15 protein-coding genes are annotated in these 17,738 nt (G+C 69.6%); 8 read left to right on the forward strand and 7 right to left on the reverse strand.

Going from position 1 to position 17,738, the window contains the following annotated elements:
• The first annotated feature begins 94 nt into the window (after nucleotides 1-94).
• Both ASV56_RS16665 and ASV56_RS16670 read left to right on the forward strand, forming a co-directional pair.
• A complete protein-coding gene (locus ASV56_RS16665) occupies nucleotides 95-1,498 on the forward strand; it encodes an aldehyde dehydrogenase family protein (protein WP_062563088.1) in 1,404 nt (467 codons plus the stop codon).
• Between the two features lie 62 nt (nucleotides 1,499-1,560).
• Nucleotides 1,561-3,258, forward strand: coding sequence for an AMP-binding protein (locus ASV56_RS16670; RefSeq protein ID WP_062563089.1), 1,698 nt, complete (start codon nucleotides 1,561-1,563; stop codon nucleotides 3,256-3,258).
• A gap of 15 nt (nucleotides 3,259-3,273) precedes the next feature.
• Here ASV56_RS16670 and ASV56_RS16675 read toward each other — a convergent pair whose 3' ends face one another.
• The 3 genes from ASV56_RS16675 to ASV56_RS16685 form a co-directional block, all read right to left on the reverse strand.
• Nucleotides 3,274-4,431, reverse strand: a complete 1,158-nt coding sequence (locus ASV56_RS16675; RefSeq protein ID WP_062563090.1) for an MFS transporter — start codon at nucleotides 4,429-4,431, stop codon at nucleotides 3,274-3,276.
• Nucleotides 4,432-4,497: 66 nt separating this feature from the next.
• Entirely contained in the window at nucleotides 4,498-5,874 is a 1,377-nt protein-coding gene (locus ASV56_RS16680; RefSeq protein WP_062563091.1) for a sensor histidine kinase, read from the reverse strand.
• Complete coding sequence (locus tag ASV56_RS16685; RefSeq protein ID WP_018001382.1) at nucleotides 5,871-6,536, reverse strand: response regulator transcription factor; 666 nt, start codon at nucleotides 6,534-6,536, stop codon at nucleotides 5,871-5,873. Before ASV56_RS16685 ends, ASV56_RS16680 begins: the two co-directional genes overlap by 4 nt.
• A gap of 81 nt (nucleotides 6,537-6,617) precedes the next feature.
• Between ASV56_RS16685 and ASV56_RS16690 the strand changes: the two genes are divergently transcribed.
• The 5 genes from ASV56_RS16690 to ASV56_RS24025 all read left to right on the forward strand — a co-directional run bounded on the left by ASV56_RS16690 (nucleotide 6,618) and on the right by ASV56_RS24025 (nucleotide 11,126).
• Entirely contained in the window at nucleotides 6,618-7,691 is a 1,074-nt protein-coding gene (locus ASV56_RS16690) for an ABC transporter substrate-binding protein (protein ID WP_062563092.1), read from the forward strand.
• A gap of 182 nt (nucleotides 7,692-7,873) precedes the next feature.
• Nucleotides 7,874-8,815 carry a Bug family tripartite tricarboxylate transporter substrate binding protein gene (locus ASV56_RS16695; RefSeq protein ID WP_062563093.1) on the forward strand — a complete coding sequence of 314 codons (942 nt, stop codon included), beginning with the start codon at nucleotides 7,874-7,876 and terminating at the stop codon, nucleotides 8,813-8,815.
• Complete coding sequence (locus tag ASV56_RS16700) at nucleotides 8,812-9,306, forward strand: tripartite tricarboxylate transporter TctB family protein (RefSeq protein ID WP_062563094.1); 495 nt, start codon at nucleotides 8,812-8,814, stop codon at nucleotides 9,304-9,306. The genes ASV56_RS16695 and ASV56_RS16700 overlap by 4 nt, the downstream gene beginning before the upstream one ends.
• Before the next feature lie 3 nt (nucleotides 9,307-9,309).
• Nucleotides 9,310-10,827 (forward strand): tripartite tricarboxylate transporter permease, encoded by a 1,518-nt coding sequence (locus ASV56_RS16705; RefSeq protein ID WP_062563095.1) that lies wholly within the window; start codon nucleotides 9,310-9,312, stop codon nucleotides 10,825-10,827.
• Between the two features lie 146 nt (nucleotides 10,828-10,973).
• On the forward strand, nucleotides 10,974-11,126 hold the full coding sequence (locus ASV56_RS24025; RefSeq protein WP_018001378.1) for a hypothetical protein: 153 nt from the start codon (nucleotides 10,974-10,976) through the stop codon (nucleotides 11,124-11,126).
• Nucleotides 11,127-11,623: 497 nt separating this feature from the next.
• Here ASV56_RS24025 and ASV56_RS16710 read toward each other — a convergent pair whose 3' ends face one another.
• Both ASV56_RS16710 and ASV56_RS16715 read right to left on the reverse strand, forming a co-directional pair.
• Entirely contained in the window at nucleotides 11,624-12,685 is a 1,062-nt protein-coding gene (locus ASV56_RS16710; RefSeq protein WP_062563096.1) for a 3-deoxy-7-phosphoheptulonate synthase, read from the reverse strand.
• 223 nt (nucleotides 12,686-12,908) lie between these two features.
• The gene (locus ASV56_RS16715) at nucleotides 12,909-14,558 is read right to left on the reverse strand and encodes a flavin monoamine oxidase family protein (RefSeq protein ID WP_062563097.1); all 1,650 of its coding nucleotides are present in this window, start codon (nucleotides 14,556-14,558) and stop codon (nucleotides 12,909-12,911) included.
• 82 nt (nucleotides 14,559-14,640) lie between these two features.
• Here ASV56_RS16715 and ASV56_RS16720 point away from each other — a divergent pair, with 82 nt between their 5' ends.
• The gene (locus ASV56_RS16720; protein ID WP_062563098.1) at nucleotides 14,641-15,426 is read left to right on the forward strand and encodes a nitrilase-related carbon-nitrogen hydrolase; all 786 of its coding nucleotides are present in this window, start codon (nucleotides 14,641-14,643) and stop codon (nucleotides 15,424-15,426) included.
• 51 nt (nucleotides 15,427-15,477) lie between these two features.
• Here the strand turns inward: ASV56_RS16720 and ASV56_RS16725 are convergent, their stop codons facing one another.
• Both ASV56_RS16725 and cysN read right to left on the reverse strand, forming a co-directional pair.
• Nucleotides 15,478-15,654, reverse strand: a complete 177-nt coding sequence (locus tag ASV56_RS16725; protein ID WP_253880124.1) for a hypothetical protein — start codon at nucleotides 15,652-15,654, stop codon at nucleotides 15,478-15,480.
• A 161-nt stretch (nucleotides 15,655-15,815) separates the two neighbouring features.
• Nucleotides 15,816-17,738 carry a sulfate adenylyltransferase subunit CysN gene (cysN, locus tag ASV56_RS16730; protein ID WP_062563100.1) on the reverse strand — a complete coding sequence of 641 codons (1,923 nt, stop codon included), beginning with the start codon at nucleotides 17,736-17,738 and terminating at the stop codon, nucleotides 15,816-15,818.

The raw sequence follows: 17,738 nt of genomic DNA on the forward strand, positions 1-17,738 counted from the left end.
GGTCGCTGGCGCGCCACGCCAAGACGCCGCAAGGGCCCGCGGCCTATGCTGCCTGCCATGCCCGGTCGAGGAGCCGGAGCCATGGGAGGATGACATGGATTACAGGATGCTGATCGGCGGCAAGCTGGTCTCGGCCGAGCGCATGGTGGAGGTGCTGAACCCCGCCACCGAAGAGGTCTTCGCCCGCGTGCCGCACGCGACCGAGGCGCAGCTTGACGAGGCCGTCGCCGCTGCCGCCGCCGCGCAACGCGACTGGGCCAGGACCAGCATGGCCGAGCGGCGGGCCAGGATCGAGGCCTTGGCCGCCGCCATCGGCGAGCACGCCGAGGACCTCGCGCGCACCATCACCCAGGAACAGGGCAAGCCGCTGCCCGAGGCGATGGGCGAGGTGCAATGGAGCCAGGGCTACCTGGCCCATACCGCGACCCTGGAACTGCCCGACCGGGTGATCCAGGACGACGCGGATTTCCGCATCGAGACCCGCCACAAGCCGCTGGGCGTCGTGGGCGCGATCATCGCCTGGAACTTCCCGCTGCTGCTGGCCTGCTGGAAGATCGGCCCGGCGCTGATGGCCGGCAACGCGATCGTGCTGAAGCCCGCGCCGACCACGCCGGTCGCGGCGCTGAAGCTGGGCGAGCTTTGCGCGGCGATCTTCCCGGCCGGGCTGGTGAACATCATCACCGATGCGAACGACCTTGGCCCGCGCATGACCACGCATCCCGGCATCGCCAAGATCGGCTTCACCGGCTCGTCCGAGACCGGCAAGCGCATCATGGCCAGCGCCGCCGGCACGATGAAGCGGGTGACGCTGGAGATGGGCGGCAACGACCCGGCCATCGTGCTGCCCGACGTGGATGTCAGGAAGACCGCAGAAAAGATCTATGGCGGCGCCTTCATGAACGCGGGGCAGGTCTGCCTGGCGGTCAAGCGCGCCTATGTCCATGACGCGATCTATGACGAATTCTGCGATGCGCTGGCCGAGATCGCCCGGACCGCCGTGGTCGACGACGGGCTGAAGCAGGGCACCACCATCGGCCCGATCCAGAACAAGGCGCAGTATGAGAAGGTCAAGGGCTTCCTGGCCGATGCCAGGGCCAGCGGCACGGTCATCGCCGGCGGCGAGGCGCGCGAGGGCCGGGGCTATTTCATCAGCCCGACCATCGTGCGCGACGTTCGCGACGGCCAGCGCATCGTCGATGAGGAGCAGTTCGGCCCGATCCTGCCGGTGATCCGCTTCGACGACGTGGACCAGGTGATCGCGCGGGCCAATGCCTCGGATTACGGATTGGGCGGCTCGGTGCATTCGGCGGATGTGGACCGCGCGGCCGAGATCGCCGGGCGCATCGAATCCGGCACGGTCTGGGTGAACCAGCAGCTCAACATCGGCCCGCATATCCCGATGGCGGGCTTCAAGGGCTCGGGCCTGGGCGTCGAGCAATCGGTCGAGGGGCTGGCCGAATATACCCAGATGCAGGTCGTCAACATCGCGCGCGGCTGAAGGTCGCCCGGCCGGGGCGCGGTCCCGTCGCGCCCCGGCCCTTGAAAGGACAGGAGACGATCATGACGCATCCGCTTTCCCGTTCGGCCGCGCCGCAGGACGGGCTGTCGCATGTGCGCGGACCGGCCGAGCCGCCGCTGAAACATGCCACCATCCCGCAACTGCTGGCCGAGGCCGTGGCCGCGCATGGCGCGAACGACGCGCTGGTGTTTCGCGAAAGCGGCGACCGGCTGAGCTATGCCGAATTTGCGGCCCGGGTGGACCGGGTCGCCGCCGGGCTGCTGTCCTTGGGCATCGCCAAGGGCGACCGGGTGGGGATCTGGTCGCCGAACCGGCTGGAATGGGTGCTGACCCAATTCGCCACCGCCCGCATCGGCGCCATCCTGGTCAATATCAACCCGGCCTATCGGCTGTCCGAGCTGGACTATGCGCTGAACAAGGTCGGCTGCCGGGCGCTGATCGCCGCCAGCCGCTTCAAGAGTTCGGACTATGCCGGCATGCTGCGCGAGCTGATGCCGGAACTGGCCGCCGACGGCGGCAGCGCGCGCTTTCCCGAACTGCGCCATGTGGTGATGATGCAGGACGATCCCGGCCCGGGCATGATCCCCTTTGCCGACCTGTCGGCCCGCGCCACGCCCGCGCTGCTGGCCGGTCTCGACCGGATCGCGCTCTACACGGACGAGCCGATCAACATCCAGTTCACCTCGGGCACCACCGGCCAGCCCAAGGGCGCGACGCTGTCGCATCTGAACATCGTCAACAACGGGCGCTTCGTCACCGACCGCATCGCGCTGACCCAGGCCGACCGGCTGGTGATCCCGGTGCCGCTTTACCATTGCTTCGGCATGGTGATGGGCGTCCTGGGCGCGGTCAGCAAGGGCGCGACCATGGTCTTCCCCTCCGAGGCCTTCGATCCCGCGCAGACGCTCGACGCGGTCGAGGCCGAGCGTGCGACGGCGCTTTACGGCGTGCCGACCATGTTCGTTGCCATGCTGCAGGAACTGGACAATGCGCATCGCGACCTCGCCAGTCTGCGCACCGGCATCATGGCCGGCGCGCTCTGCCCGATCGAGGTGATGAAGCGGGTCAACCGCGACATGCACATGCGCGAGGTGACGATCTGCTACGGCATGACCGAGACCTCGCCGGTGTCCTTCCAGAGCTTCACCGACGACCCGACCGAGAAGCGCTGCGAGACCGTCGGCCGCATCCACCCGCATCTCGAGGTCCGCATCGTCGGCGAGGGCGGCGCGACCGTGCCGGTCGGCGAAAAGGGCGAGATCTGGACCCGGGGCTATTCGGTGATGTCGGGCTATTGGGCCGATCCCGCCGCCAGTGCCGAGGCCATCCACGACGGCTGGATGCAGACCGGCGATCTGGGCACGCTGGACGAGCAGGGCTTCTGCACCATCGTCGGCCGGGTCAAGGACATGATCATCCGCGGCGGCGAAAACATTTATCCGCGCGAGATCGAGGAATTCCTGATCCGCCACCCGCAGGTGCGCGAGGTGCAGGTCTTCGGCATCCCCGACGACCGCTTTGGCGAAGAGGTCTGCGCCTGGGTCGTGCCCCGCAGCGGCCAGACCATCGACCCCGAGGCCCTGCGCGCGCATTGCAAGGGGCAGATCGCGCATTTCAAGGTGCCGCGCCATGTCCGCGTGGTGGCGGATCTGCCGATGACCGTCACCGGCAAGCCGCAGAAATTCGTCATGCGCGACCGCATGGTCGAGATGCTGCGGGCCGAGGCCGTGCAGTCCTGACGGCGGCGAGCGCGCTCAGTCGGCCTCGGGCCGCACCAGCCGGGCGCAGAAGCAGGTGGCGGCCACGGCCAGCGCCACCAGCGCCAGGCTGACCTGCAGCGAGGCCGCCTTGGCGATGAAGCCCATGATCGCCGGCCCGACCAGCAGCCCGGCATAGCCCATGGTCAGCACCCGCGACATCGAGCGCCCGCCATCCGCCAGCCCCAGCCGCCCGGCGGCCGAGAACAGGATCGGGATGACATTCGCCATGCCAAGCCCGCAGAGCGCCAGCGCCGCCAGCACCGGGGCCACGGCCCCCGCGACCAGCATCGCCGCCAGCGCCAGCGCCACCGTCGCCGTGCCCAGCCGGAACAGCCGCACCGCGCCGAAAATGCGGTTGGCAGGGTCGCCCAGCAGCCGGCCCAGCAGCATGCTGCCGGCAAAGACCGCGTAACCCAGCGCTCCGGTGCTCTCGCTGGCGCCGAGGATGCGCACCAGGTAGAGCGCCGCCCAATCCATGATCGCGCCCTCGGCGAAGAAGATGGCGAATGCCACCGCGCCAAGCGCCAGCACCCGCAGCCCCGGCGCCCCGGTGCCGCCGCGCGCTTGCGCCGGGGTGGCGTCGTCCCGCGGCGCGGGGGCGCCGCCCGCGCAGGTGGCGGCCAGCGCCGCAAGCAGCAGGATCAGCACGCCGGCCGCGACCAGGCTGGCCGGCGCGGCGCCGCCGGCATGGGCGCGCCAGGCATAGCCGGCGGCGCCGGCCAGGGTTCCGGCGCTGAACATGGCGTGAAAGAAGGACATCACCGGCCGGCCGGCGCGGGCCTCGAACTGCGCAGCATGGCTGTTCATCGCCACGTCCAGCGCGCCGAAGACCACGCCGCAGAAACCCGCGACCAGCGCCGCCTGTCCCATCTGCCCGACCAGCGCCACGGCGGCGATGCCGGCGCCGAACAGCCCGGCCGCAAGGCAGGAGACCCGCCCGGCGCCGAAGCGAGCCATCAGCCGCGGCACCAGGTTCATCGAGGCGATGGCCCCGGCCGCGAAGCACAGAAGCACCAGGCCGATCTGCGCCTCGTCCATGCCGGTGCGCCGGCCGAGCGCCGGCAGGTTGGCGCCCCAGACGCCGGCGCCGATGCCGGCGGCCAGGAAACAGGCCAGAAGCATCAACCGGGTCTGGCGGGGCGAGGGCGGCATGGCGATCTTTCCTGCGGGTGAAAGGCGCGCGATGCCATGGCGGCGCCGATTCTGCAAATCGGGGGATCAGGCGGCGCGGGGGAAATGCAGCCGGGCGCAAAGGCCGCGACCGCCGGCGCCGGGATGCAGGCCCAGCCGGCCGCCGAAAAGCCGGGCGATTTCCTCGACCACCGGCAGGCCCAGGCCCAGGCCCGGCCCCTGGCTCTGACCCTGGCCGCGCGCGAAACGGCCGATGGCGGCGGCGCGGGCCTCGGCCGGGATGCCGGGGCCGTCGTCCTCGACCTCCAGCACGGCCTCGTCGCCCTCGGCGCGGACGCGGATCGTCACCATCGCACCGCGCCCGGTGTGCAGGATCGCGTTCGAGATCAGGTTGGCCAGCGCCTCGCCCAGCAGAAGCGGTTCGGCGCGGACGGGCAGGGCGCCCTCGCCCTCGAAACCCAGGTCGATGCCGGCCTCGGCGGCGGCGGGGATCTGCTCGGCGGTCAGGTCGCGGGCGAAGCCGGCAAGGTCGATCACGTCGGGCGCCCGGCCCGCCGCCGCATCGACCTTGGCCAGCAGCAGAAGCTGCGCCAGGATGCGCTCGGCATGGGCGACCGCCGCGTCGCCCTTGGCGGCGGCGGTCTGCGCCTCGGCCAGCGTGCCGGCGCGGGCCGCCAGTGCCAGCTGCGTGCGCACCACGGCCAGCGGCGTGCGCAGCTGGTGGCCGGCGTTGCCGGTGAAATTGCGCAACCCGTCCAGCGCCGATTTCAGCCGCAGCATGAAGCCGTTGATGGCGCCGACCAGCCCGCGCACCTCGCTGGGCACCGGAGTCTCGACCGGCGACAGATCGTCGGGGCTGCGGGTGGCGATGGCCTCGGACAGCCGCGACAAGGGCCGCAGCGAAACGGTGACGGCGATGCCGACGATCAGCGCCGCGCCCAGCATCATCAGCCCCAGCCGCAGGGCCGAGCGCATCAGGATGGTCCGCGTCAGCTCCTCGCGCGCGGTGGTGGTCTCGGCCACGGTGACGGTAAAGGGCACCTCGTCGATGCCGGTCGAGGCGGCGCGGGCCAGCGTCGCCACCCGCACCGGCTGGTCGCGGAACAGGCCGTCGGCAAAGCCCGGCTCGCCGCCCGGCACCGCCGGCGCGACCGGCAGGTCGGCATAGCCGGTGACCAGCCGCCCCGGCGGGCCGTCGACGCGATAGAACACCCGGTCCTCGGCCGCCGAGCTGAGCATTTCCAGCGCGCCATAGGGGATCTCGATGGCGATCATGCCGTCTTCGTCCAGCGAGGCGCGCTCGGCGATGACCAGGGCCGAGCCGGCCAGCACCCGGTCGGCCAGCGCCGTCGCCATGTGCCGCGCCTCGCGCCCGGTGTCGACCAGCGCCAGCGCGCCGAAGACCGCCGTCGCCGCCAGGAGCCACAGCAGCAGCCGGCGGCGGATCGAGAACGGCCGGCTCATGCCCGGTCCAGGAAATAGCCGATGCCGCGCGCCGTGCGCACCGTCAGCCCGGCCGCCGCCAGGCGCTTGCGCAGCCGGCTGACATATTGCTCGATGGCATTGGCCGACAGGTCGTCTTCCAGCGAGGTCAGCGACTGCACGATGCTGTCGCGCGGCACCACCTTGCCGGCGCGGGTGATGAGCAATTCCAGCAGGCCGCGTTCGCGCGCGGGCAGGTCCAGCGGCTGGCCCTCGACCGAAAAGCTGCGGCTGTTCTGGTCGAAGCTCAGCGCGCCGAAGCTGACCGTCGCCGTGCGCAAGCCCGCCTGCCGGCGCAAAAGCGAGCGGATGCGGGCCTCGAACTCGCCGATGTCGAAGGGCTTGATGAGGTAGTCGTCGGCGCCGAGGTCGAGGCCGCGCACCCGCTCCTCGGGCGTGCCGCGCGCGGTCAGGATCATCACCGCCGCCGGGTTCCTGCGCGCCCGCATGGCGCGCAGCACCTCGAGCCCGTCCATCTGCGGCAGGTTCAGGTCCAGGATCACCAGCTCGAAGCTTTCCGCCGCCGCCAAGGCCTCGGCCGAGGCGCCGTCATGGACCACGTCCACGGCATAGCCGGACTGGCGCAAGAGCGCCGACAGGCCCTCGGCCAGCGAAAGATTGTCCTCGACCAGCAGGATGCGCATGAATCCCCCTCCGGTCCGGCAGGTTAGCCTGCGTGCCGGCGCTTGTGAACGGGGTCCGGCTGGGGCAGTCTGGCGGCCATCATGCGCCTTGCCCTGCTGCCCGCCCTGCTGATCCTGGCCCTGACCGGCATCGCCCGGGCCGAGGCGGTGCTGTTTCCCGCGCCATCCGGGCAGGCGGCGGGCGAACTCACGATCTATTCCTCGCTCGACGACGATCTGGCCCGGCCGCTGGTCGAGGCGTTCCAGCAGCGCCGGCCCGACCTTGCCCTGCGCTACGAGAACCTGCTGACCGGCGCCCTGCACGACCGCATCGTGGCCGAGACCGAGGCGGGCACCGGCACGGCGGATTTCGCCTTTTCCTCGGCCATGGACCTGCAGGTGAAGCTGGCGAACGACGGCTTCGCCCGGCCGGTGGTGACGCCCGACACGCCCGGCTGGCCGGATTGGGCGAACTGGCGCGACACCGCCTATGCGCTGACCTTTGAGCCGGCGGTCTTCGCCTATCACAAGCCCAGCTTCCGCGACCACCCGCCGCCCGCCACCCGGGCCGAGCTGCTGGAATGGATGGCGCGCCACCCGGCCGAGGCGCAGGGCCGCATCGGCACCTATGACGTGGCGCGCTCGGGCGTCGGCTATCTGTTCCTGGCCCGCGACCAGGAGCTTTATCCGCAGATCTGGGACGTGGTGCGCGCGATGGGCCGCATGGGCGTGCGGCAATACCCGACCACGGCCGAGATCCTGGCCCGCATCGCGGACGGCAGGCTGGCGGTGGGCTACAACCTGCTCGGCTCCTATGCCGCCGACTGGGCGCGCCAGAACCCGGAGGAGGTGGGCGTGATCCTGCCGCGCGACTTCACCGTCGTCGTCTCGCGCGTGGCGCTGGTGCCGCGCGCGGCGCGGGCGCCGGAACTGGGCGCGGAGTTCCTGGCCTTCCTGATGTCGCCCGAGGGGCAGGCGCTGCTGTCGCGCACGTTGCGGCTGTCGGCCGTCAGCCTCGAGGTGGCGGGGCAGGATTCGCCGCTGGGCGGCATGGCGGGGCTGGAGGGCGTGCGGCTGAAGCCGGTGCCGGTCAGCCCCGGGCTGCTGGCCTATCTGGACCAGGCGACGCGCGCCCGGCTGCTGGCGCGCTGGAATCGGGCACTGTCGGCCAAATAGGTTCCGGCAAATTTTTCACGCCCGCGTCAGGTCCATGACAGGTTTCTGTGATGCAAAGGGCGCAGGGCCCGCCAGCGGGTTCACGGAGGACCGCCCGCATTCCGGGAGAGATGCGGGCCAAAGCCAGAAAAACAGGAAAACGGGCCGGCGCCGCCGCGCGTCCGGCCGATGCGGAGGAAACCATGAAGCATCTCGTTCTCGCCAGCCTCTTTGCCGGTGCCATGGCGCTGCCGGCCATGGCCGACTACACCATCATCGCGCCCGCCAACCCCGGCGGCGGCTGGGACCAGACCGCGCGCACCATGCAGACCGTGCTGCAAGAGGAAGGCATCTCGAAATCGGTGCAGGTCCAGAACGTGCCCGGCGCCGGCGGCACCATCGGCCTGGCGCAATTCGCCAGCCAGAACAAGGGCAACCCGGATGCGCTGATCGTCGGCGGCTATGTCATGGTCGGCGCCATCCTGACCAACAACTCGCCCGTCTCGCTGAAGGACGTGACCCCCATCGCGCGCCTGACTGGCGAATACGAGGCCATCGTCGTGCCCGCCGCGTCCGAGATCCAGGACATGGCCGGACTGGTCGAGAAGCTGAAGGCGGACCCGGGCGCGGTCAGCTGGGCCGGCGGTTCGGCCGGCGGCACCGACCATATCGCCGTCGGGCTGATCGCCAAGGCGGCGGGCGTCGATCCGACCAGGATCAACTACATCGCCTATTCCGGCGGCGGCGAGGCGCTGGCGGCGATCCTGGGCAACCAGGTGACGGCCGGCATCTCCTCGCTGGGCGAGTTCGAGGCCCAGATCCAGGCCGGCACCCTGCGCCTGCTGGCGGTTTCCGCGCCCGAGCGGCTGGAGGGCGTCGATGCCCCGACCCTGCAAGAGGCCGGGCTGGACGTGACGCTGGAGAACTGGCGCATGGTCGCCGCCGCCCCGGGCCTTTCGGACGAGCAGAAGGCCAAGGTCACCGCCGATGTCGAGAAGATGGCCAAGTCGGAAAACTGGCAGAAGCAGCTGGCCGACAAGGGCTGGATGGACACCTTCCTGGCCGGGCCCGAGTTCGACGCCCAGCTCGCCAAGGACACCGAGGCCACCGCCGCGATCCTCAAGGACATCGGTCTGGTGAAATGAGCGACCTGCAACCGCAAACCAAGCGCCGCCCGGATGGGGCGGCGCTTGTCATCGCGGCCGGCCTTGCGGTCATCGCCGGGGTGATGTTGTGGGACAGCGCCCGGCTGGCCGATCTGGGCGGCTATTCCGGCGTCGGCCCGGCCAGCGTGCCGCGCGTGGTGGCTGGCGGCCTGCTGGGGCTGGCCGGCTGGACCGTGCTGGCCGCGTTGCGCGGCGATTTCCCCGAGCGGCCGCCGCAAAGGGTCGCGCCGGTGCTGTGGATCGTCGCGGGGCTGGCCGTGCAGTTGCTGCTGCTGCATGTCGCGGGCTTTTCCATCGCGACGGGCATCCTGTTCGCCTGCACCGCCTTCGCCTTCGGCAAGCGCAACCTGGCCATGACCCTGCCCATCGGCATCGCCTTCGCCTTTGTGGTCTGGGTGGTCTTCTCGCAACTCCTGATGCTGCACCTGCCGCCCGGCCCGCTGGAGCATCTGTTCTTTCCGGGGGGCTGAGCCATGGGCGCCTTCGATTTCCTGATGCAGGGGCTGGCAACCGCCGCCGACCCGATGCTGCTGTTCTATGCGCTGATCGGCGTCACGCTGGGCACCGCCGTGGGCGTGCTGCCCGGCATCGGCCCGGCGCTGACCGTGGCGCTGCTTCTGCCCGTGACCTATCGGCTGGACCCGGCCGGCTCGCTCATCATGTTCGCCGGCATCTATTACGGCGGCATGTATGGCGGCTCGACCACCTCGATCCTGCTCAATACGCCGGGCGAGAGCGCCTCGATCATCACCGCGCTGGAAGGCAACAAGATGGCCCGCAAGGGCCGGGGTGGGCCGGCGCTGGCCACCGCGGCCATCGGGTCCTTCATCGCCGGGCTGATCGCGACGCTGCTGCTGGCCTTCCTGGCGCCGACCATCGTCAAGCTGGCGCTGGTCTTCGGCCCGCGCGAATATTTCGCGCTGATGGTGCTGGCCTTCGTCACCGTCTCGGCCGCCTTCGGCGATTCCGCCCTGCGCGGGCTCACGTCGCTGTTTCTGGGCCTGGCGCTGGCCTGCGTCGGCATCGACCAGCTGACCGGGCAGGCGCGGCTGTCCTTCGGCCAGGCCGAACTTCTGGACGGGATTGAGGTCACCACCATGGCCGTCGCCATGTTCGCGGTGGGCGAGGCGCTGTTCATCGCCGGCCAGCGCGATCAGCACGACGACGAGGTCACCGCCGTCAAGGGCTCGGTCTGGATGAGCCGCAGCGACTGGGCGCGTTCGTGGAAGCCCTGGCTGCGCGGCACCGTCATCGGCTTTCCGATCGGCGCCATGCCCGCGGGCGGGGCCGAGATCGGCACCTTCCTGTCCTATGCGACCGAGAAGAAGCTCTCGAAGCACCCCGAGGAATTCGGCCAGGGCGCCATCGAGGGCGTGGCCGGCCCCGAAGCGGCGAACAACGCCAGCGCGGCGGGCACGCTGGTGCCGCTTCTGACGCTGGGCCTGCCGACCTCGGCCACGGCGGCGATCATGCTGGCGGGCTTCCAGCAGTTCGGGCTGCAACCGGGGCCGCTGCTCTTTGCCACCAACCCGACGCTGGTCTGGGGGCTGATCGCCAGCCTGCTGATCGCCAACGCCATGCTGCTGGTGCTGAACCTGCCGCTGATCGGGCTGTGGGTGAAGCTCTTGACCGTGCCGAAACCCTGGCTCTATGCCGGCATCCTGCTGTTCGCGACGCTCGGCACCATCGGCGCCAACCCCTCCAGCGTCGAGCTGGGGATGCTTCTGGGCTTCGGCGTGCTGGGCTACGTGATGCGGCTTTACGGCTATCCCATCGCGCCCATCGTCGTCGGGCTGATCCTGGGCCCGATGGCCGAGCAGCAGTTGCGCCGGGCGCTGTCGATCAGCCAGGGCGACTGGAGCTATCTGCTGCATTCGCCCATCGCCGCCACGCTTCTGGGCATCGCTGCCTTGGCGCTGATCGTGCCGCTGATCCTGCGGGCGCGCGGCAAGGGCCAGGTGCTGGCGCAGCTTGCCGGCGACGAGGACTGAGACCCGCGACCCCGGCCCGCCCAACGGCGCGGCCGGGGTTGCCATGCCCTGCGCACATGGCGGCATTGCCCAAATGCTGCGTTGCGGAAACGGCGGGAGAGGCCCATCTCTGTTGGCGTAGAAACACCGACAGACAGGCAAAGCAGATGACCGCCCTTCAGTCCCTCCGCTCGTTCTTCGGCGCCTTCCGGGCCGCCGTCCACGCCGCCGCCGCGGTAGACATGCACCGCACTCCGGACGCGCGCGACCTGAAGAAACTGGGCATTCCCAAGGCTGCCTTCAGCCAGATCCACCTGTAAGGACGGCCGGGGCAGCAGACCCCGCGTCCCGCGCCATCCCGCCGCCCCGATCAGCCGATCCGGGCGGCGTTCCGTTGCGATCAACAGCTGATCGCGGCCGTCTCGCGCAGCGCGGCGCCCCTCCAGATCGGGCCGGAATCCGGCGAGCATGTCGGTGCCGACCTGATAGCGGCGGCCGCGGCCGCCAGGAAGGGCGTCATCTGCCTTTCCTGTGCAAACCATGCGGGACGCGCTCGCCGTCGCGAAAAGCGAGACCCGGCGCGGTCGTTCCGCGAGGCGGGGATCGCCTGCTGCACCACGGGCCTGGGCGTCGCGATCTTCGACGAATGCTCGGTGCCCGAGGTCCATAGCCCGGAATCATGCGCCGGCCGCCGGTCGAGCGGGCACCGCCTGGGCGGTGACCAGGAAGGACCGCCGCGCTTTGCCGAATTCGCCATCGGCCGCTGGCGCCGCGAATGGCCGCAGGCGTCAGAAAAGCTGGCCCGACGCCCCGAGCCTCAGGCAGCGCGGGCCTGCGCGTCCAGGGTGGCGGCGAGGTCGTGCAGCAGCCGGCGCGTGTCCTCCCAGCCCAGGCAGGCATCGGTGATGCTCTGGCCATAGGTCGGCACGCGGCCCGGGGCCAGGTCCTGCCGCCCGGGGACGAGGTTGCTTTCCAGCATGACGCCGCGGATGCGCGCCTCGCCGCCCCGGATCTGCGCGGCGATGTCGGCGATCACCGCCGGCTGGCGGGCAGCGTCCTTGCCGCTGTTGGCGTGGCTCGCGTCGATGACGATGCCCGGATCCACCCCGACCCTGGCGGCCGCCGCCGCGACGGCGTCCACATCGGCGGCGCCGTAATTCGGCCCGGCATGGCCGCCGCGCAGCACCAGATGGCAGGCCGCATTGCCGGTGGTGCGGGCGATGGCGGCGCGGCCGTCGGCAGTGATCGCCGGGAAGCTATGCGCGCCCGCGGCCGAGCGGATCGCATCCAGCGCCACCTGCACGCCGCCATCGGTGCCGTTCTTGAAGCCGACCGGACAGGACAGGCCCGAGGCCAGCTGGCGGTGGATCTGGCTTTCCGTGGTGCGCGCGCCGATGGCGCCCCAGGCGATCAGGTCGGCGAAATACTGCGGCAGGATCGGGTCCAGGAACTCGGTCGCCGCTGGCAGGCCCATGCGGTTGATGTCCAGCAGCAGTCGGCGCGCCATCGGCAGCCCGTCCTCGATCCGGTCCGAGCCGTCCAGATGCGGGTCGTTGATCAGCCCTTTCCAGCCGACCGTGGTGCGCGGCTTTTCGAAATAGACCCGCATGACGATTTCCAGCCGGTCCGACAGCGCCCGGCGTTCCTCGGCCAGCCGCGCGGCATAATCCAGCGCGGCCTTGGGGTCGTGGATCGAGCAGGGGCCAACCACCACCAGAAGCCGGCGGTCATCGCCGGCCAGGATGGCGCGGATCGCGGCGCGGCTTTCGGTGACAAGGCGCGAGATCGCGTCGTCGCGCGGCAGCTCGGCCGCCAGGGCAGCGGGCGCGGGCAGCAGGCGCAGGCTGTCGATATGCAGGTTTTCGGTCTGGATGGTCATGGCTCTTTCTCTGCGAAGGGGCCGGACCGGGGGTTTTCGAAAGACAAAAGCCGCCGGTCGGGCCAGCGGCTTTCGGGGATGGTATCGCGTTCCTGACGCTACACGACAACCCGGCTCCGCTGGGGACAGCGGAACCAATAAAACGAGGCGGTGTAGAAATCACGATGCGACATGGCGCCATGGTTAGCCGGGCCGCGCCGGCTTGTCACGCGATTTTTCGGGTTCAGTCCGGCAGGGCCAGCGGGCCGATCCGCGGCCACAGCTCGCCCGGGCCGGGGTTCTCGGGCGCGCAGGCACCGCCCAGATGCGCCATCACCCCCCAGACTGCATTCAGCGCCGTCTGCACCGCGCCCTCGACCCAGGCCGGGGTCCAGCTGATGCCGTCGCCGGCCAGGAAGATGCCGCGCTGCTCCTCGGGCATCGAGCCCTGCATGAAATGGCCATACATGCGGTGGTTATAGCGGTAATGACCGGGCAGCGCGCCCTTGAAGGCGCCGAGGAAATTCTCGTCCGCCTCCCAGCTGACGCAGATCGGGGCGCCGCGGATATGGCTGCGGATGTCGACGCCGGGATAGATCTTGTCCAGCGCATCCAGCGCCAGTTCGACCCGCCGCTCGGGTGCCAGCGGCAGCACCTTCAGCGCGTCGGTCATCCAGGAATAGCTCAGGCAGATCACCGCCGGCCGGTCGGGGCCGTTGTCGAAGAAATAGCTGCCGCGCGTCAGCCGGTCGGTCAGCGTCATCGACAGCACCGGCCGGCCGGTTGCCGGATCGGTATCGTTCCAGAACGGCCGGTCCACCATGACGAAGGTCTTCGCCGCCTGCATGTAGCGGGTGCGGTCCAGCGCCATCCACAGCTTCTGGTCGAAGAGCGATTCGTCCACCGCGACCGAGGTGGTCAGCAGGTGGCTCTGGCAGGTCACCAGCACGGCCGCATAGTCGCGGGCAACGCCCCATTGGTCGGTGACGGTGAAGCCCGCGCCGTTGCGGGCGATGCGGCAGGCCCGGCCCAGAGTCGCGCCGCCGTTCAGCGCGCTGAGCGTGGTGCCCGCGGGCCAATGCACGCAGACCGCCGGCAGGCGCCACAGCCGTTGCAGCACGGTCTCGACCCCGCCGACGATGAATCGCTGGTTATCGTCCAGCTCCAGCAGGTTCACCCGCAGGATCTCCAGCATCGAATTCGGAAAATCGCTGTCCCAGCCGCCGGTGCCGAAGCCGACCTGCCCGAACACCTCGCGGTGGCGGAAGCCGAGGCCCTGGAACGCCTTGGACGAGACCACGAAATCGTAGAAGGTGCGCTCGTCCCATTGCGCCACCAGCGGATCCCACAGCGCCTTGAGCCGCGCCACGTCGCGGTCGCGCACCGCCTGTTGCAGCGCGGCGAAATCGGCGTGTTCTTCCAGCGCGGCGCGATAGGCGGTGGCGACCTCGTGGTAAAGCCGCGGCAGGTCGTCAAGGCTGCGAGCGAAATGCGTCTCGCCCTCGAGGTCGATCACCGTCGAGCCGGCGGCGGCGGTCAGCGGGTTCGGAAACGGCCGGCTTTCCAGCCCGACCAGGTCGACGTAATGGTAGAAGGCGGTCGAGGAGACCGGAAAGCGCATCCCGCCCAGTTCCGCCACCACGTCCTCGGTGCCCTCGAAGATCTCGGACCGCAGCCGGCCGCCCAGCTTGGCCGATTCATAGATCTCGGGATGCAGGCCCAGCTTCATCAGCTCGTGGCTGGCGACGATGCCGGCGCAGCCCGCGCCGATCACCGCGACCTTGGTGCCCAGCCGCTCGGCCGGGATGGCGCCAAGCCCCGCCGGATGGCGCAGCCAGTCGTCATAGGCAAAGGGGAAATCCGGGCCGAAGGCGGTGACGGGGCGGTCGGTCATGCTGCTCTCCCACGGGACCGGCTGGCGAAGGCCGGAGGATCGGTTAGACTGCGCGCCAGTATCACCGCGAAGGGGCTGAAAAGTGAAGATTGCACTCTGGCAGGCGCCGCCGACATATGGCCGGATCGATGCGGTTTTCCGGGCGATCTGCCAGCAGTTGCGGGCGGCTTCGGCGGCGGGCGCCGGGCTGCTGCTGACGCCCGAGCTGATCCTGCCGGGCTATAATCGCCCCGACCTGCATGCCACGCTGGCCCAGCCGCTGGACGGCACATGGATCACCCGCCTGCGCGAGATGGCGCGCGAGGCCGGCTGCGGATTGTGCCTCGGTTGGGCCGAACGCGCGGGCGAGGCGCTTTACAACGCCGCGACGGTGATCGGCGCCGACGGGGCGATCCTGTCGCATTATCGCAAGATCCAGCTCTATGGCGCCATGGAGCAGGCGGGCTTCCGGCGCGGCACCGAACTGCCGCCGGTCTTTCAACTGGCGGGGCGGGCGGCGGCGACGCTGGTCTGTTATGACATCGAGTTTCCCGGCCATGCCGCCGCGCTGGCCCGGGACGGGGCGCGGCTGATCTTGGTGCCGACCGCCAATCCGCTGGGTTTCGAGCATGTCCAGCGCGTGCTGGTCCCGGCCCGCGCGCATGAGAGCGGCGCGGTGGTGGCCTACGCGAATTACGCGGGCTCCGAGGCCGGGCTGGACTATGGCGGCCTGTCGGTCATCGCTGGACCGGACGGCCAGCCTTTGGCCATGGCGGGCGCGCGGGGCGAGGTGCTGCTGGTCGTGGACCTGGCCGCGGCCGGTGCCGTGCCGCCCGAAGGCCGGGCCGCGCTGGCGCGGGAATACCGCCCGGCCGGCAAGGGCGCCTAAGACGCGCGCACCGGGCCGCATCGGCCCGGCGCGAGGCTTGTTCCGCCGGGCTCAGCCCAGCCAGAGGTCGCGCAGCAGCGCCTGGGCTAGGTGATCGACCTGGCCGCCGTCGATGCGCACCAGCCGCTCCTGCCCGTCATAGAACACCCGCAGCCGGTCGCCGGTGACTTCGTATTCCCCGGACACCAGCGCGCCCTTGCGACCGGTGATCGTGACCGTGCCTTTCATGGTCATCTCCTGTTGTTCTTTCCCCAAGCCTGCCTCGCGGAACAGGGGAACAACAATACCACTTTCGGACAGTGTTGCCGAAACGGCGCAAGGCAAGGGCGGTGCCGTTGCCGACACCGCCCCTTTGCCTGGCTTTTAGGTCAATCCTTAAGGATCCGGCCTCAGCTCATCCGGGTCAGCACGTATTGAACGATGCGCTCGGCGGCGTCCTCGGGGGTCAGATCGACGGTATTGACGGTGATTTCGGCCTGCTGAGGCAGCTCATAGGGGCTGTCGATGCCGGTGAAGTTCTTCAGCTGGCCCGCGCGCGCCTTCTTGTAAAGGCCCTTGACGTCGCGCGATTCGGCAACCGCCAGCGGCGTGTCGACGAAGACCTCGACGAATTCGCCCGGCGCCATCAGGTCGCGCACCATCTGCCGCTCCGAGCGGAAGGGCGAGATGAAGGCGGTCAGAACGATCAGCCCGGCATCGGTCATCAGCTTGGCCACCTCGCCCACGCGGCGGATGTTTTCCACCCGGTCGGCATCGGTGAAGCCAAGGTCGCGGTTCAGCCCGTGGCGGATGTTGTCGCCGTCCAGCAGGAAGGTGTGCTTGCCAAGCGCATGCAGCTTCTTCTCGACGATATTGGCGATGGTCGATTTCCCCGAGCCCGACAGGCCGGTGAACCAGACCACGGCGGGCTTCTGGTTCTTCAGGCTGGCATGGGCCTCGCGGTCGACATCCAGCGCCTGCCAATGCACGTTCTGCGAGCGGCGCAGCGCGAAATGGATCATGCCGGCCGCGACCGTGGCATTCGACATCCGGTCGATCAGGATGAAGCCGCCCAGATCGGGGTTGGTGGCATAGGCCTCGAAGGGGATCGGCCGGTCGGTCGAGATGTTCACCACGCCGATCGCGTTCAGGCCCAGCGTCTTGCTGGCCAGGTGCTCCAGCGTGTTGACGTTCACCTCATACTTGGGCTCGGTGACGGTGGCGGTCACGGTCTGGGTGCCGATCTTCAGGATATAGGGCCGGCCCGGCAGCATCTCCTGCTCGGCCATCCACACCAGCGTCGCCTCGAACTGGTCGGCCACTTCGCAGGGCGCGTCCGACCGGACGATCACGTCGCCGCGCGAGCAGTCGATCTCATCGGCGAAGGTGATGGTGACGGATTGCCCGGCGACGGCCTGGTCCAGATCGCCGTCGAAGGTGACGATGGATTTCACCGTGGTGGTCTTGCCCGAGGGCAGCACCCGGATCGCGTCGCCCGGCCGGACCTGTCCGGCGCCGATCTGGCCGGCGAAGCCGCGGAAATCGAGGTTCGGCCGGTTCACCCATTGCACCGCCATGCGGAAGGGCTGTTCCTGCATGCGGGCGTCGTTGACCGGCGCCTCTTCCAGGTGGCCCAGCAGGGTCGGGCCCTGGTACCAGGGCATCGCCGGGCTCTTGGTGACGATATTGTCGCCCTTGAGCCCCGAGATCGGGATCGGCAGGAAGCTCTCCATGCCGATCTGCTTGGCGAAATGGCTGTAATCGCTGACGATCTCGTAGAAACGCTCGGCCGAGTAATCGACCAGGTCCATCTTGTTCACCGCCAGCACCACGTTCTTGATGCCGAGCAGGTTCACCAGATAGCTGTGCCGCCGGGTCTGGGTCAGCACGCCCTGGCGCGCGTCGATCAGGATCACCGCCAGGTCGGCGGTCGAGGCGCCGGTGACCATGTTGCGGGTATATTGTTCATGGCCGGGGGTGTCGGCGACGATGAACTTGCGCTTGTCGGTGGCGAAGAAGCGATAGGCCACGTCGATGGTGATGCCCTGCTCGCGTTCCGCCGCCAGCCCGTCGACCAGCAGCGCGAAGTCGATCTCGCCGCCTTGGGTTCCGACATTCTTGCTGTCGTTTTCAAGGCTTGCAAGCTGATCCTCGAAGATCATCTTGCTGTCATACAAGAGCCGGCCGATCAGCGTCGATTTGCCGTCATCGACCGAGCCGCAGGTGATGAAGCGCAGCATGGTCTTGTGCTGGTGCTTCAGCAGATAGGCGTCGATGTCCTCGGCGATCAGCGCGTCGGTGACGTAGACGGGGTCTTTGTCTTGAAGGTTCAT

Origin of the sequence: Paracoccus aminovorans, from assembly GCF_001546115.1 — a bacterium.
Classification (GTDB): Bacteria; Pseudomonadota; Alphaproteobacteria; order Rhodobacterales; family Rhodobacteraceae; genus Paracoccus; species Paracoccus aminovorans_B.